Annotated in this window: 13 protein-coding genes and 1 pseudogene; 4 read left to right on the forward strand and 10 right to left on the reverse strand. The window is 75.3% G+C overall.

Annotation, left to right across the window (positions count from 1 at the left end; genetic code table 11):
- Positions 1-4 precede the first annotated feature (4 nt).
- Together ABWK59_RS17575 and ABWK59_RS17580 are read left to right on the forward strand one after the other, a co-directional pair.
- Positions 5-664 (forward strand): response regulator transcription factor, encoded by a 660-nt coding sequence (locus tag ABWK59_RS17575; RefSeq protein WP_354644989.1) that lies wholly within the window; start codon positions 5-7, stop codon positions 662-664.
- Positions 665-719: 55 nt separating this feature from the next.
- The gene (locus ABWK59_RS17580) at positions 720-1,805 is read left to right on the forward strand and encodes a phosphotransferase enzyme family protein (RefSeq protein WP_354641536.1); all 1,086 of its coding nucleotides are present in this window, start codon (positions 720-722) and stop codon (positions 1,803-1,805) included.
- A gap of 63 nt (positions 1,806-1,868) precedes the next feature.
- On the opposite strand, the gene ABWK59_RS17585 is transcribed toward ABWK59_RS17580, so the two are convergent.
- From ABWK59_RS17585 to ABWK59_RS17605, 5 genes are all read right to left on the reverse strand, one after another.
- Entirely contained in the window at positions 1,869-3,602 is a 1,734-nt protein-coding gene (locus tag ABWK59_RS17585; RefSeq protein ID WP_354641537.1) for a protein kinase domain-containing protein, read from the reverse strand.
- A gap of 128 nt (positions 3,603-3,730) precedes the next feature.
- A complete protein-coding gene (locus ABWK59_RS17590; protein WP_354641538.1) occupies positions 3,731-5,140 on the reverse strand; it encodes a protein kinase domain-containing protein in 1,410 nt (469 codons plus the stop codon).
- Between the two features lie 180 nt (positions 5,141-5,320).
- Complete coding sequence (locus ABWK59_RS17595; protein ID WP_420492798.1) at positions 5,321-5,926, reverse strand: bacterial proteasome activator family protein; 606 nt, start codon at positions 5,924-5,926, stop codon at positions 5,321-5,323.
- Positions 5,927-6,126: 200 nt separating this feature from the next.
- A complete protein-coding gene (locus ABWK59_RS17600) occupies positions 6,127-7,071 on the reverse strand; it encodes a hypothetical protein (RefSeq protein WP_354641539.1) in 945 nt (314 codons plus the stop codon).
- Between the two features lie 149 nt (positions 7,072-7,220).
- Positions 7,221-8,201, reverse strand: a complete 981-nt coding sequence (locus ABWK59_RS17605; RefSeq protein WP_354641540.1) for an NAD(P)H-quinone oxidoreductase — start codon at positions 8,199-8,201, stop codon at positions 7,221-7,223.
- A gap of 305 nt (positions 8,202-8,506) precedes the next feature.
- On the opposite strand from ABWK59_RS17605, the gene ABWK59_RS17610 reads away from it, so the two are divergent.
- Positions 8,507-9,478 carry a potassium channel family protein gene (locus ABWK59_RS17610; RefSeq protein WP_354644991.1) on the forward strand — a complete coding sequence of 324 codons (972 nt, stop codon included), beginning with the start codon at positions 8,507-8,509 and terminating at the stop codon, positions 9,476-9,478.
- A gap of 46 nt (positions 9,479-9,524) precedes the next feature.
- On the opposite strand, the gene ABWK59_RS17615 is transcribed toward ABWK59_RS17610, so the two are convergent.
- The 5 genes and pseudogenes from ABWK59_RS17615 to ABWK59_RS17635 all read right to left on the reverse strand — a co-directional run bounded on the left by ABWK59_RS17615 (position 9,525) and on the right by ABWK59_RS17635 (position 13,561).
- A complete protein-coding gene (locus tag ABWK59_RS17615) occupies positions 9,525-10,700 on the reverse strand; it encodes a molybdopterin molybdotransferase MoeA (protein ID WP_354644992.1) in 1,176 nt (391 codons plus the stop codon).
- A gap of 38 nt (positions 10,701-10,738) precedes the next feature.
- Positions 10,739-10,981: pseudogene (locus ABWK59_RS17620) on the reverse strand (DUF6457 domain-containing protein); the annotation flags it as partial.
- Positions 10,982-11,091: 110 nt separating this feature from the next.
- Positions 11,092-11,679, reverse strand: coding sequence for a molybdenum cofactor guanylyltransferase (gene mobA / locus ABWK59_RS17625; protein WP_420492799.1), 588 nt, complete (start codon positions 11,677-11,679; stop codon positions 11,092-11,094).
- Positions 11,680-11,759: 80 nt separating this feature from the next.
- Entirely contained in the window at positions 11,760-12,728 is a 969-nt protein-coding gene (locus tag ABWK59_RS17630) for an MBL fold metallo-hydrolase (RefSeq protein WP_354641541.1), read from the reverse strand.
- Between the two features lie 185 nt (positions 12,729-12,913).
- A complete protein-coding gene (locus ABWK59_RS17635) occupies positions 12,914-13,561 on the reverse strand; it encodes an FMN-dependent NADH-azoreductase (RefSeq protein WP_354641542.1) in 648 nt (215 codons plus the stop codon).
- A gap of 105 nt (positions 13,562-13,666) precedes the next feature.
- On the opposite strand from ABWK59_RS17635, the gene ABWK59_RS17640 reads away from it, so the two are divergent.
- Positions 13,667-14,044 carry a winged helix-turn-helix transcriptional regulator gene (locus ABWK59_RS17640; RefSeq protein WP_354641543.1) on the forward strand — a complete coding sequence of 126 codons (378 nt, stop codon included), beginning with the start codon at positions 13,667-13,669 and terminating at the stop codon, positions 14,042-14,044.
- The last annotated feature ends 10 nt before the right edge of the window (positions 14,045-14,054 follow it).

The raw sequence follows: 14,054 nt of genomic DNA on the forward strand, positions 1-14,054 counted from the left end.
GTCCGTGGCGGAAAACGGACAAATCAGGGTCTTCCTCCTCGACGACCACGAGGTGGTCCGACGGGGCGTGCACGACCTGTTGTCCACGGAGCGAGACGTCGAAGTCGTCGGCGAGGCGGGCACGGCGGCCGAGGCACTCGCCAGGATTCCGGCCGTCCACCCCGATGTCGCCATCCTCGACGTCCGCCTGCCGGACGGCGACGGGGTGTCCGTCTGCCGCGAGGTCCGCTCCCAGGACCCGTCGATCCGATGCCTGATGCTCACCTCCTTCTCCGACGACGAGGCGCTCTTCGACGCGATCATGGCCGGGGCCTCCGGGTACGTCCTCAAGGCGATCCGCGGCACCGACCTGATCTCGGCCGTCCGGGACGTCGCCGCGGGCCGGTCCCTGCTCGACCCGGTCGCCACCGGACGCGTCCTGGAACGGCTGCGCGAAGGGAGCGGGAAGGAGGACGAACGGCTCGCGCAGTTGACGAAACAGGAGCGGCGGATCCTCGACCTGATCGGCGAGGGCATGACCAACCGGCAGATCGGCAACGAGCTCCACCTGGCCGAGAAGACCGTGAAGAACTACGTCAGCAGCCTGCTCGCCAAGATGGGCATGGAGCGCCGGACCCAGGTCGCCGCCTACGTCGCCCGCCGCCAGGCGGACCACCATCGCTAATCACATATCTGACTCTCTGTCAAGCAGCTATCACGCCGAGTAATACGCTCTCGGTGTGACGCACGGTCAGATCATCTCCCTCGCGCCCGCCCGCCCCGACGTGGCCGCACCGCCCATCGGAACCCTCAGCCCGCCGGTCGCCCACGCGGCCGTCGCCGGAGTGCTCCGCGCCTACCCGACCGCCCCGCCGGAGACCGTCTCGCCGGTCGCCGAGGGACTCCTCAACCGCGGCTACCGCGTGACCACCCGAACCGGCGACTACTTCCTGAAGTGCTACGTCGACCACGCCACCGCGGGCCGGGCCACGGTCACCGCCCAGCACGGCGCCACCCTCGCCCTCCACCGCCTCGGCCTCCCGGTCGCCCCGCCGCTGCCGGCCCGGGACGGCCGCACCGTCACCGCCCACGGCGGCCGGCTGTTCGCCCTCTTCCCCTGGATCGAGGGCGGGCACCGGCACGGATCGGAGCTGGACCCGTCGGAGTGCGGGGAGCTGGGCACGCTGCTCGGCCGGCTGCACGGCGCGCTCGCCGAGGTCTGCGCCCCCGTGGACCAACCCGGGAAGGTCCTCTCCGCCGACCCGGACGAGACCCTCCGTCTCGTCGCCGACCTACGGGAACGGGCCCGTGAGCACCGCCCGCACGGCCCGTTCGACGACCTGGTCGAGCAGCGGCTCGCCGAACGGCTCGATCTGCTCGCCGAGCACCGCCACCGCCGCCCAGGGCCCGGGGACGCCCCGCCCACCGGCTGGACCCACGGCGACTTCCACGGCCTGAACCTGCTCTACCGCGGCCGCGCGGTGGCCGCCGTCCTCGACTGGGACAAGCTCGCCCCGCACCCGGTCGCCGAGGAGGCGGTCCGGGCCGCGACGCTGGTCTTCAACGACCGGGCGAGTGGGGTGCTGGACCTCGGCCGGGTGCGGCACTACGCCCGCGCCTACCGCGCCACCGGGGCGGCCTGCGCGGAGCAGGTGGCGGCGGCGGTCCACCGGGTCTGGTGGGAGCGGCTCAACGACCTGTGGATGCTCCAGTGGCGCTACCAGCGCGGCGACCACCGCGCCGACCCGCTCTTCCCCGCCTCGGCGGGGCAGCTCACCTGGTGGTGCCAGGAGTACGAGCAGGTCCTGGACGCCTTCACCAACTAGGACCGCGCCGGCACCGAGGGACGCGAGAGGGGGTGCCCCACGCGTCCCTCGGTGGGGATTCCGTCAGTTCCCTCCCAGGGTGGGCTTCAGCGAGCTCGGGGCCGGGTTGCCCGTCGCGGTGCTGGGGTTGTTCGTCGGCGGCTTGGACGCACTGCTGCTGGCGGTGGGCGAGCCGCTCGGCGAGGTGGAGGCGGTCGGCGAACCGGAACGGGTCGGCGTCGCGGACCGGGTGGTGGTAAAGGTCGGCACGGTGGTCGGCACCTCGGGGGCCCGGGTGCTGCTCGGGCTCCGGCTGGGGGCCGCGGTGCTGGCCTTCTCGCTCGGCGACTCCTGGGCGGTGGGCGCTCCGGTCGAGGTGCTCGTGACGGTCGGCGTGTGGGAGCCGTCGCCGCCGCTCAGCGCGAGCGCGATGCCGATCGAGGCCGCCAGCACGATCGCGGCCGCGCCCAGCACCCACGCCCACGGGTTGCGCCTGCCGCCGGGCTCCTGCCCGCCCCCGTCGCCGCCGTACCCGTCGTAGCCGCCGTCGGAGCCGGCCGGGCCGCCGCCGCCCGGGTAGGGCTGCGAGGGGGTCTGGTAGGGCGAGGTGACCTGGTAGGGCATCTCGGCCGTGGTGGAGGAGCCGCCGTCCGGGGTGCGGCCGAGCGGCTCGGTGACCGAGGTGCCGTTGCCGGTGGAGCCGTCGAAGCCGGGGTAGTGGCCGGTGTTGCCGGTGGCCGCGGCGGCCAGCCCGGCGGCGGCGGCCGCCGCCGCGGCGGAGCCCGCCGCGTACCCGGCGCCGCCGGCGCCGTGCATCTCCCGCAGCGCGTGCTGGAGGTGGGCGCGGAACTCGTCGGCGCTCTGGTAGCGGTCGTCCGGGTTCTTGGCGAGGGCGCGCAGCACCAGGTCGTCGAGCTGGGGCGACACCCGGTCGCCGGCCCGGGACGGCGGCACGGGGTTGTCCTGGACGTGCTGGTAGACCACCGAGAGCGGGGTGTCGCCGGTGAACGGCGGGCGCAGCACCAGCAGTTCGTAGAGCATGCAGCCGGCGGCGTACAGGTCGGAGCGGTGGTCGACGGTCTTGCCGAGGGCCTGCTCGGGCGACAGGTACTGCGGGGTGCCCATCACCATGCCGGTCTGGGTCATGGTGGTGGCCGCGCCGGTCAGCGCCCGGGCGATGCCGAAGTCCATCACCTTGACCGCGCCGCCGGTGGTGATGATGACGTTGGCGGGCTTGATGTCGCGGTGGACGATGCCGTGCCGGTGGCTGTAGGCGAGGGCCTCCAGCACGCCGGCGACGATGATCAGCGCCTGGTCGACCGGCGGCGCCTCCTCGTCCACCAGGAGCTCGCGGACCGTCCGGCCCTCGACCAGCTCCATGACGATGTACGGGGTGGTCTCGCCGTTCTCCTCGCGCTCCTCGCCGGTGTCGTAGACGGCGACGATGGAGTGGTGGTTGAGCGAGGCCACCGAGTGTGCCTCACGGGTGAAGCGCTGCCGGGCGACGTCGTCCTGGGCGAGTTCGGAGCGGAGCAGCTTGACCGCGACGGTACGGCCGAGCCGGACGTCCTGGGCGGCGAAGACCTCGGCCATGCCGCCGCGGCCGAGCCGGCCGGTCAGCCGGTAGCGGCCGTCGCCGACGGTTCCGAGCGGGGCCGCGGTTCCGCGGGACGGGGTGGACGGTCCTCCGACACCACCGGGCAGCACCCGGGTCTCGGCGGTGTCGCCGGCGGGCGCCGCGGGGGCCGTCCCCCCGTCACGGTCGTCCTGGGGGGTGCGGTCCTGCTCGCCGTCGCCCGGCTGCGCGTTGTCTGCCATCGCTCCTGTCCTCGATCGAGCATCCGGCCCACCGGATGGGCGCGCGGTTCGCCCTGTCGGCTCCGTCCCCGATGAACGCTACCGCGTCGGGCTGTCCGTCGGGGCCCCGGCGATCCGGGGCACCGGGGTCAGCTCCGGTCGTCCGCGGGCCCGAGGTCGAGGACGACGGCCGGGCGCGGGGCGCCGTAGGTGCTGCTCTTGTTCTCGTCCGAGGCGGCCGCGATCGCCACGATGATGCAGGCCAGCACGATGACGCCGATGATCACACCGACCACGATCAGGGCGGTGGAGCAGCCGCTGTTGTTGTTCGCCGGCTGCGGCGCGAAGGCCGGGCCGGGCTGCGGCACCGGGGCCTGCTGCGGGAACGGCGTCGGCGTCCGGTACGGCTGCGGGGCCGGGGTCTGGTAGCCCTGCTGCGGGAACGGGGTGGGCGTGTGCGGCGCCTGCACCTGCGGGTACGCCTGCGGCGGCGTCTGCGGGGCGTACGGCGGCGGGGTGTGCGGGCCGGGGGCCGGCTGGTAGGGCTGCTGGATCTGCGGGGTCGGCGTCCGGATGTCGCCGCCGACCTGCGGGAAGTTGGTGAGCGACGGCGCGGCGGAGACCGAGCGCGGGCCCTCGCCGATCACCAGCGGGGTGCTGGCCTGCAGCGGGGTGCCGCCCTTCTCGGCGCCGGCGACCCGCTCGACCTCCTCGCGCATGGCCTCGGCGGTGGGGAAGCGGTGGGCCGGGTCCTTGCGCAGGGCGCGGGCGATCAGCGCGTCGACGGCGGGGGTCACCGCGCGGTTCAGTGTGGAGACCGCCGGGGGCTCTTCCTGGACGTGCTTGTACGCGATCGAGAAGGCCGAGTCGCCGTCGAACGGCAGCTGGCCGCTGAGCAGCTCGAACAGCATGCAGCCGACCGAGTAGAGGTCGGACCGGGCGTCCACGCTCTTTCCGAGGGCCTGCTCGGGCGAGAGGTACTGCGGGGTGCCGACCACCATGCCGGTCTGGGTCATCGAGGTGACGCCGGACTGCAGCGCGCGGGCGATGCCGAAGTCCATCACCTTGACGGTGCCCTTGGTGCTGACCATGACGTTGCCGGGCTTGATGTCGCGGTGCACCAGGCCCTGGTCGTGCGAGGCCTCCAGGGCGGAGAGCACCGCGGCGGTGATCTTCAGCGCCTGCTCGGTGGGCATCGCGCCGTGCGCGGTGATCGCCTCGTTGAGCACGTCCCGCAGGGCCTTGCCCTCGACGTACTCCATGACGATGTACGGGGTCGTGGTGCCGTCGGCGGCCACGTCCTCGCCGGAGTCGAAGACCGAGACGATGTTGGTGTGCTGCAGCCGCGCGACGGCCTGCGCCTCACGGCGGAAGCGCTCCTTGAACGAGGACTCCCGGCCCAGCTCGGTGTGCAGGGTCTTCACCGCGACCTGGCGGTCCAGTACGGAGTCGTACGCCAGGTGCACGGAGGCCATGCCGCCCTGGCCCAGCAGCCGCTGCAGCACGTACCGGCCGTTGCCCAGGGAGTGGCCCTCGACCGCGGTGCCGTCCTCGCTCATGGTCACTGTCTCCCCCTCGGCGCGGCGAACCCGCTGCCGGCTGGTCTGTCCGGATCCTGAAGGCCCCTGCCGTCGGCCGCGCCGACGACAGGGGCCAGGGTATCGGCTCGCTGCCGGATGATCGGGTGCAGGGGCGGTCGCCCTCCCGGGGCGCTGCGCCACCCTCGCCCGGTGGTACACCTACAGATAGGGGCCGGAGCGGACGCCGCGACCGGCGCCCGGGTCCTCCTCGGGCTCGGCGCCCTGCAGGCCGGGCGGCAGTGCCCGGCGCATCTGCTCCAGCTGGGCCCGGGCCGCCATCTGCTGGGCGAACAGGGCGGTCTGGATGCCGTGGAACAGGCCCTCCAGCCAGCCGACCAGCTGGGCCTGGGCGATCCGCAGCTCCGCCTCGGTGGGGATGGAGTCCTCGGTGAACGGCAGGGAGAGCCGCTCCAGCTCCTCGACCAGCTCGGGGGCGAGGCCCAGTTCCAGCTCCTTGATCGAGCTGGCGTGGATCTCCCTGAGGCGGGCGCGGCTGGCCTCGTCCAGCGGGGCCATCCGGACCTCTTCCAGCAGCTGCTTGATCATGCTGCCGATCCGCATCACCTTCGCGGGCTGCTCGACCATCTCGGTCACCGGCAGCTCGCGCGGCTCGTCGCCCTCGTCCCGGCCGAGCGTCGAGCCCGGGGTCATGCCGACCGGCATCCCGTCCGGCCCGACGATCAGCACCCTGGGGCCGTCCTCGGGCTGACCGCCCGCGGCCCGGAGGGGTTCCTGCTGCGACCGTTCGTTCATCGGATTGGTCATAGCTCCTTCATATGCTTCGTCCGTCGAGCCGGTCAACGAACCGGGCCACGCCAGGGCCAGATCGTCCCACAACCCTTCCCGGGTCGGCACCGGGTCCGCGCGCGACCGTCCGTCCTGGCACGGCGTCAATCCCGGTGGCCGGCGCCGGGTCCGGCCGCGTGGCGGATGCCGCGGGCGGTCGGCGGGGGTGGCCGGCGGGGTCAGCGCCGGCGCATCCGGAGGCCGATCAGGCCGAGGCCGCAGCCGATCAGGGTGAGCCCGGCGCCGAGGGGCAGTTGCAGGGCCGAGGGGTCGGACCAGCGCAGCGGCGGGGCCGGGGCGAGCGGGCCCTGGGCCTGCGGCCGGACGCTGGCGGACGGCTCCGCCTCGGGCTGCACGGTGGGCGGCGGCGTGGCGCGGTCGGGCTGCCGGTGCGGGCGGACCGCGTCGCCGCGGGCCTCGCCGCGGGCCTCGCCGCGGGGGGCCGGCCCGGCGCCGCGCGCGGGCCCGGGGGCCGGGTCGATGGCCGGGAGGCTGCTCGGGGGCTCGCCGGGCGGGGCCGGCTCGACGGGTCCCCCGCCCGAGGAGGGCTCGGGGGCGGGCACCGGGGTCGCGGCGGGCGCCGTCGGGGCCGGGGGGACGGCCGGGCCGCTGTCGGAGGGCTCCGGCGCGGGCTGCTCCGGTACGGAGGGGACGGAGCGGGTGGGCGAGCAGGACGGGCCGGCCGGGGCGGTGGGCAGCGGCACCGTGTCGGGCAGGCCGGGGAGGTCGGGCAGCGGCGGGACGTCGGGCAGGGCGGGGACGTCCGGCAGCGGCGGGACGTCGGGCAGGGCGGGGACGTCCGGCAGCGGCGGGACGTCGGGCAGGGCAGGCATCGACGACAGGACGACGGTGGGCAGGACGATCGGGGGGATCACCCCGCCGGGTATGACCGAGGCCGCCGTCCACGGCAGCGCCTGGTCGGATCCGCCCTGATCGGGGCCGGTCGGGCAGGGCTTCCCCGAGGCCAGGGCCGCGCCGGCCAGCAGCAGCGGGAGGAGCAGGCCCGCGCCGGCCGCCGCCGCCCAGCGCCAGGCGGTGGACGGCGGCGAGGAGGAAGCAGGAGCGGCCGCGTCGGACGCGGGGGACACCGGGGGTGCTGAGTGCGGGAACAGGAGCGCGGCCATGGGAAGCAGGTCCTTCCGACGGCCGACCTCGCACGGCGGCGGGGTCGGCGGCGGGACAGCTCCGGACCAGCGTCACACACTCCAATAATTCGGGCATTTCGGACACTCCGTGGACCGACCGCCCCACCACCGACCGTCCCGCGACCCGATCAGCCCACGGTCAGGACGACCTTGCCGACCTGCTCCCCGGCCTCCAGCACCCGGTGCGCGTCGCCGGCCTCCAGGATCGGCAGCACCCGGTGCACCACCGGCCGGACCACCCCCGCCTCGACCAGCGGCCAGACGTGCTCACGCACCGCGGCGACGATGGCGGCCTTCTCGGCCAGCGGGCGGCCGCGCAGGTTGGTGGCGACCACCGCCGCCCGCTTGCGCAGCAGGGAGCCGAGGTCGAGCTCGGCCTTCACCCCGCCCTGCAGGCCGATGACCACCAGGCGGCCGTTCACCGCCAGCGCGTCCACGTTCCGCTGCAGGTACTTGGCGCCGATGATGTCCAGGATCACGTCCGCCCCGGCCCCGCCGGTGGCCTCCCGGACGGCCTCGACGAAGTCCTGCTCGCGGTAGTCGACGCCGACGTCCGCGCCCAGCTCCGCACAGCGCGCCAGCTTCTCCGGGCCGCCGGCGGTGACCAGCACCCGGGCGCCGACCGCCTTCGCCAGCTGGATGGCCATGGTCCCGATGCCGCTGGCCCCGCCGTGCACCAGGACGGTCTCCCCCGGCCTCAGTTGCGCCACCTGGAAGACGTTCGACCAGACCGTCGAGGCCGCCTCGGGCAGCGCGGCGGCCTCGGCCGCGGTCAGCCCCTTGGGGACCGGCAGCAGCTGCCCGGCCGGCACCGCGACCCGCTCCGCGTACCCGCCGCCGGCCAGCAGCGCGCAGACCTCGTCGCCGACGCCCCAGCCGGACACCCCCGGCCCCAGCGCGACGATCCGGCCCGCGCACTCCAGTCCCGGGTAGGGCGAGCTGCCCGGCGGGGGGTCGTAGTAGCCCTGGCGCTGCAACAGGTCGGCCCGGTTGACGGCGGTGGCCGCGACCTCGACCAGCACCTCGCCGGCGGCCGGGACGGGATCGGGCACTTCCTCCCAGGTCAGCACCTCGGGGCCGCCCGGCTGGGGAATCGTGATGGCTCGCATGGCCGCCACGCTACGCGCGGAGGGCACCCGGCGTCCGCCGTCCGCCCTCCTCCGCGGCCGTGGGAGCGCCTTCGGCGGCACGTCAAGTGACATGTCGTCGGGATGGCGGGGTGGCGACACTCCGCGGAAGGGGGCGCGGGCCACCACGTCGGCACCGCATGCTTGGCTGCGTGCCGAACATCGATCCACCGACCGCGCCGGGTGCCGGCGGCGCCGGTCCCACCCCGCCACCCGCACGCGGAGGAGGCCCGGAGGGCGACACGTCCCGCCGGATCGTGCTGCCCTCCCGGACGACCGCGCCGCCGATGCGCCAGGTGACCAAGCGCCTGGCGCTGGCGCTCGGCGTCCTGGTGCTGACCACGCTGATCGTCTGGGGCGACCGCGCCGGCTACCGCGACAGCGCCGACGGCTCGGTCAGCCTGCTGGACGCCGCGTACTACGCCACCGTCACCCTCTCCACCACCGGGTACGGCGACATCACCCCGACGAGCGACGGCGCGCGCCTGGTCAACATCCTGGTGATCACCCCGCTGCGGGTGCTCTTCCTGATCATCCTGGTCGGCACCACCCTCGAAGTACTCACCGAACGGACCCGACAGCAGTGGCGGGTCCAGCGCTGGAGGTCCACCGTGCGCGAGCACACCGTCGTCATCGGCTACGGCACCAAGGGCCGCAGCGCGGTGGACACCCTGCTCGGGCAGGGCGTGCCCAAGGGCTCGATCGTGGTGGTCGACCCCCAGCCGAGGGCCGTCGAGCAGGCCACCCAGGACGGCCTGGCCGGCGTGGTCGGCGACGCCACCCGGACCGAGACCCTGCTGCGCGCCGAACTCCCCAAGGCCGACCGGGTCGTGGTCTGCCCGCAGCGGGACGACACGGCCGCCCTCATCACCCTCACCGCCCGCCAGCTCAACAAGGGCGCCACGGTGGTGGCGGCGGTCCGGGAGGACGAGAACGCGCCGCTGCTGCGGCAGAGCGGCGCCGACGTGGTGGTCACCAGCTCCAGCTCGGCGGGGCGGCTGCTGGGCATGTCGATGCTCAGTCCGCACGCGGGGTCGGTGATGGAGGACCTGCTCACCTACGGCCACGGGCTGGACGTGGAGGAGCGGCCGGTCACCCGGGCGGAGGCCGGGCGCAGCCCGCGGGAGTGCCCCGAGCTCGTGGTGGCGGTGGTCCGCGGCCGGCGGGTCCTCAACTACACCGAGCCCGAGGCGGAGACGCTCCAGCTCACCGACCGCCTGATCGTCATCAAGCCGGCCACCCCCCGGCACCCCGCCTAGCCAGGGCGCCTCCGACGCGTCCCGACCGGCACGCCCCGGCGGGGCCTCAGCGCAACGGGATCAGTTCCAGCCGGTCACCCGGCTCGGCGCCGCCCGGGGGCACCACCGCGAGGGCCTCGGCCAGGGCGAGGCCGCGGAGCATCGCGGGCCCGTCGAACCTCAGTGCCACGACCCCCTCGTCCGTACGGGCCACCGGCACCAGCCGGGTGTCCCGCGGGTGCCCGGGGACGGCGACCGCGACCGGCTCGGTCCGGTACGGGTCGGCCGGCCTCCCGCTCAGGGCGTGGAGCAGCGGCAGGGCGAGGGTCACCGTCCCGGCCACCGCGGCGAGCGGGTTGCCGGGCAGGCCGACCAGGTGCCGTCCGCCGGGGAGTTCGGCCAGCAGCATGGGGTGTCCGGGCCGGACGGCGACGCCGTCGACCAGCAGGTGCGCCCCGGTGGCCTCCAGCGCGTCGTGCAGGAAGTCGACCGGGCCGGCCGCGGTCCCGCCGGTGGTGATCACCAGGTCGGCGGGCGAGTGCCGGACGGCGTCCCGGAGCAGCCCGAAGTCGTCGCGGACGTGGCGCCGACCGATCACCTCGGCGCCGGCGGCGGCGAGCCAGGGCGGCAGCAGCGGTCCGAGGGCGTCGCGGACCAGACCGGGGCGGGGCGGGCCGGAGTCGAGCAGTTCGTCGCCGAGGACCAGCAGGTCCACGGTGGGCCGGCGGCGCACCGGGAGCCGGTCGTGGCCGCAGGCGGCGGCGAGGCCGAGGACGGCGGGGGTGACGGCGGTGCCGGCCGCAAGGAGCTCGTCGTCGCGGTGGCACTCCTGGCCGCGCGGGCGGACGTCCTGGCCGGGGGTGACGGTGCCGTGCAGCAGGCCGCGGTCGAGGCGGCCGTGCTCGCGGCGCAGGACGCCGGTGGCGCCCGGGGGCAGCTGGGCGCCGGTGGCGATCTCCACCGCGGCGCCGTCGGCCAGGGGCTCGCCGGTGGCGCCGGCCAGGATCCGTCCGGCGGTCCGCCACGGCCCGGGACCGGCGACGGCCCAGCCGTCCATGGCGGAGGTGTCGAAGGCCGGCAGGTCGGTGAGGGCGGTGAGCGGGGCGGCGAGGGTGTGCCCGAGGGCGTCGGCGAGGTCGAGTTCGGCGGCGGGCAGCGGGGTGCGGCCGGCGAGCCGGGCGGCGCGGCGGGCGAGCGGCCAGGGGCAGCCGCGCAGGGTGGGGGCGGGGTCGCCGAGGTCCAGGCCGGGCGGCGGCGCCACCGGGAGCGGGTCGACGGACCTCACGGGCCCTCCCCCCGGGACCAGCGCTCGGCGAGCGCGACGGCCTTGGCGTTGGCGGCGGCCACGGCCTCGGGTCCTCCGCCGTTCCGGGCGGCGGCGTAGCCGACCAGGAAGGCGGTCAGCGGGGCGGCGGGGCGGTCGACCCCGTGCGCGACCACCCGGGCGGCGTCGAGCAGTGCGCGGACGTCGACGTCCAGGTCGATGCCCAGCTCGGTCTCGACCGCGGCGATCCAGTCATCCAGGGTGCGCTCCATAGCCCCATGCTGCCCGATCCGCGGTCGGCGGCGGTGCGTACCGCGGTGAGCATCCTGGGTCGTTTCGCTCACAGGTCGCGGGCACGGGGCGTGAAGGGTCAGGCCGGGGGGTGTTCGGCGGCGTCGCGGGTCCGGGCCTGGGCGAGGTGCTCCCAGGTGTCGCAGTCGTAGGCGACGCCCTCCGGGTCGGCGAGGCGGAGGGTGTGCAGGGGGGCGACCAGGCGGCGCAGCGGCTGGCCGGCCGGGTCGCCGAGGGCGGCCAGGGCGGTGCGGAGGGCGGGGGTGCGGTAGGCGGCGGCGAGCATCTGGTCACGGCCGCCGGCGTCGACCAGCAGGGCGGCCTCGGCGTCGGCGAGTCCGGCCAGCAGGCGGTTCACGGTCGGCCGGTCGAGGAAGGGCAGGTCGGCGGCGAGGACGAGGACCCGGTCGGCGGTGACCAGGTCGAGTCCGGCGGCGACGGCGGCGACCGGTCCACCGCCGGGGGGCTGTTCCCGGGTCCACCGGACGCCGGCCCGCTCGGTGGGCCGCCGCGGGCCGACGGCGACCACGGTCCGGGCGCCGTCGCAGGCGGCGATCACCCGGTCGAGCAGGGTGTGGCCGCCGACCGCGAGGCCCGGCTTGTCCACACCGCCGCCGAGCCGGCTGGCCGCGCCGCCGGCCAGCACCATCGCGTCGTACACCGTCATGCGGACAGTATCCGCCCGGCACTCGGCGGGCCGGACGGGCGGGAGCCTGACGGGAGCCGGGAGACGGGAGACGGTCGGGGTCAGAACTCCTCGGTGTCCTCGACGATCTCGGCGTCGACGATGCCTTCCTCGTCGACGTGCCGGTGCGGCGCGGGTTCGACGGCAGCGGAGGGCTGGGCGGCGGCGGCCCGGTGGGCGGTGTTGGCGGCCGCGCCGAGGTCGAGGATGGCGGGCAGGGTCAGGCCGCCGTAGCGCTCGTTCATCGTGGCGGTGAGCGCCTCCGCGTCGTACGGGTGGGCCGCCAGCGCGCGGTCGAAGTCCTGGAGGTACTCGCCGGTGAAGGCGAGCACCCGCAGGGCTTCGTCGTCGCTGCCGGGGGCGCGGTGCCCGGCGATCACCCGGATCGCGCCGAGGTCGGCGATCCTGGCCAGGTTGTGGCCCCAGTCGATGCGCTGCCCGGGAAGGGTGTCGGCGGTCCACACGTGGGTGCCGTTGTACGCGAAGTCGCCGGCGACCACGGTGGCGATGCTGGGGATGTGGACGGCGGTGGAGTCGGCGCAGTCGCCCTGGCCGAGCGGGAGGACCCGGATCAGCTGCCGGTCGATCATCAGCGGCTGCGGCAGCAGCGGGGCGGGGACCAGCGGCTGGTCGGGGACGTCGGCGCCGTAGACCGGCTTCCACTGGGCGACCTTGGCGGCGGCCGTCCGCATGATGCCCTCGACCACGCCGGGGGCGGCGAGCAGCTGGGCGTTCGGGAAGAGCCGGAGCACCTCCTCGGCCCCGAAGTAGTGGTCCGGGTGCTGGTGGGTGATCACGATGGCGAGCAGCTGGCGGTTCTTGCCGGCGATCCACTCGGCGAGCTCCCGGCCGGCGCTGCGGGTGAGCTGGGCGTCGACCAGGATCGCGGCGTGCTCGCCCATGATCAGCGAGGAGGTGGCGAAGAAGCCGCTCTCCGGGCCGGTGAAGACCTCGACCTCCAGCGGCCGGGGCGGCGGGCCGGGCGCCTGGTGGGCCGGTCCGGCGGTCTCGGAGGACGGTGGCGGCGTCACTGCTTGCTCCCTGGTCGGCGCGGCGGGCCCGGCGCGGGCCCTGTCCGTACCAGCTTGGGAGGAAGGCACCGCCGATGCCGGGTAGGCGCGCCCGGCGGCCCCTGCGGGACGGGCCCGCGGGGCCGGCTCCGGGACGGCGGGGCGGACCGGGATCGGGCCGGACCGGGATCGGGCCGGCGCAGCGGTCAGGCCGCGACCTTGGCGCTGAGTTCCCGGGCCCGGCGGTCGGCGTCCTCGTGGGCCCGGGCCTTGGAGGCGTCGGCCGTCTCGGCGAACTGCGCCATGGCCGGGTTGACCCGGGCCAGCGTGAACTCGGGAACGATGAAGTCCACGTCCATGCCAAGCATGCCGGTGAACACCTTCTCCAGGTAGGTGGTCACGAACTCGAAGCTCTCGCGCGGGGTGCCGGGGCCGTACGAGCCGCCGCGGGCGGAGACCACGGTGACCGGGGTGCCGGCGGCGGAGGGCTGCTCGCCCGCGCTGCGGCCCATCAGGATCACCTGGTCCAGCCAGGCCTTGAGGCTGGACGGGATCGTGAAGTTGTACATCGGGGTGCCGATGACCACGGCGTCCGCCCGCTCCAGCTCGCCGATCAGCTCGTCGCGGAGCGCGAAGGCGGCCTGCTGCTCGGGGGTGCGCTGGTCGGGGGCCAGGAACCCGGCGGTGATGCCATCGGCGGACAGGTGCGGGACGGGGGCGGCGGCGAGGTCGCGGTAGATCACCGTGCCGCCCGGGTTCTCGGCCTCCCAGGCCTCGCGGAAGGTCGCCGAGACCTCGCGGGAGACCGAGCCCTCGGTGAGGGCGGACGAGTCGATGTGCAGCAGCGTGGCCATGGGGTTCCTCCATTTGAGAAGTAGCTGCGCTTTCCCGTGCAGCTGAATGAACAGTAGCAGCTTACTTTTCTTTAGTCACTAGCGCGCGGGCAGTACTCTGGGGGCATGGGCGATGAGACGGCAACCACGACGGCAACGACCACACCGACGGCCTGCACCGGCGTGGACATCGCGCTCACCCGGGTGTTCGCCCTGCTCGGCAAGCGCTGGACCGGCCTGATCGTGGCCGTGCTCACCACCAGCCCCGCCTACTTCTCCGAGCTGCGCCGGGCCGTCCCGGGCATCAGCGAGCGGATGCTCTCCGACCGGCTCACCGAGCTCGCCGAGTACGGCCTGCTGGTCCGCGAGGTCGACGAGGGCCCGCCGCTGCGGGTCCGCTACCGGCTGACCGACTCCGGCACGGCGCTCGGCCCCGCCCTCTCCGAGCTGCACAGCTGGGCCGTCGAGCACCTGCCGGCGGCGCCTGGGGGGACCACCTGCTGAGACCGCGGGC

The organism is Kitasatospora sp. HUAS MG31 (assembly GCF_040571325.1).
Lineage (GTDB): Bacteria > Actinomycetota > Actinomycetes > Streptomycetales > Streptomycetaceae > Kitasatospora > Kitasatospora camelliae.

Coding starts and splice junctions, on each gene's coding strand:
- ABWK59_RS17585 (WP_354641537.1), bottom strand. CDS start 3,602: ATGGCAGACAACGCGCAGCCGGGCGACGGCGAGCAGGACCGCACCCCC.
- ABWK59_RS17590 (WP_354641538.1), bottom strand. CDS start 5,140: ATGAGCGAGGACGGCACCGCGGTCGAGGGCCACTCCCTGGGCAACGGC.
- ABWK59_RS17595 (WP_420492798.1), bottom strand. CDS start 5,926: ATGACCAATCCGATGAACGAACGGTCGCAGCAGGAACCCCTCCGGGCC.
- ABWK59_RS17600 (WP_354641539.1), bottom strand. CDS start 7,071: ATGGCCGCGCTCCTGTTCCCGCACTCAGCACCCCCGGTGTCCCCCGCG.
- ABWK59_RS17605 (WP_354641540.1), bottom strand. CDS start 8,201: ATGCGAGCCATCACGATTCCCCAGCCGGGCGGCCCCGAGGTGCTGACC.
- ABWK59_RS17610 (WP_354644991.1), top strand. CDS start 8,507: ATGCGCCAGGTGACCAAGCGCCTGGCGCTGGCGCTCGGCGTCCTGGTG.
- mobA (WP_420492799.1), bottom strand. CDS start 11,679: ATGACGGTGTACGACGCGATGGTGCTGGCCGGCGGCGCGGCCAGCCGG.
- ABWK59_RS17635 (WP_354641542.1), bottom strand. CDS start 13,561: ATGGCCACGCTGCTGCACATCGACTCGTCCGCCCTCACCGAGGGCTCG.
- ABWK59_RS17640 (WP_354641543.1), top strand. CDS start 13,667: ATGGGCGATGAGACGGCAACCACGACGGCAACGACCACACCGACGGCC.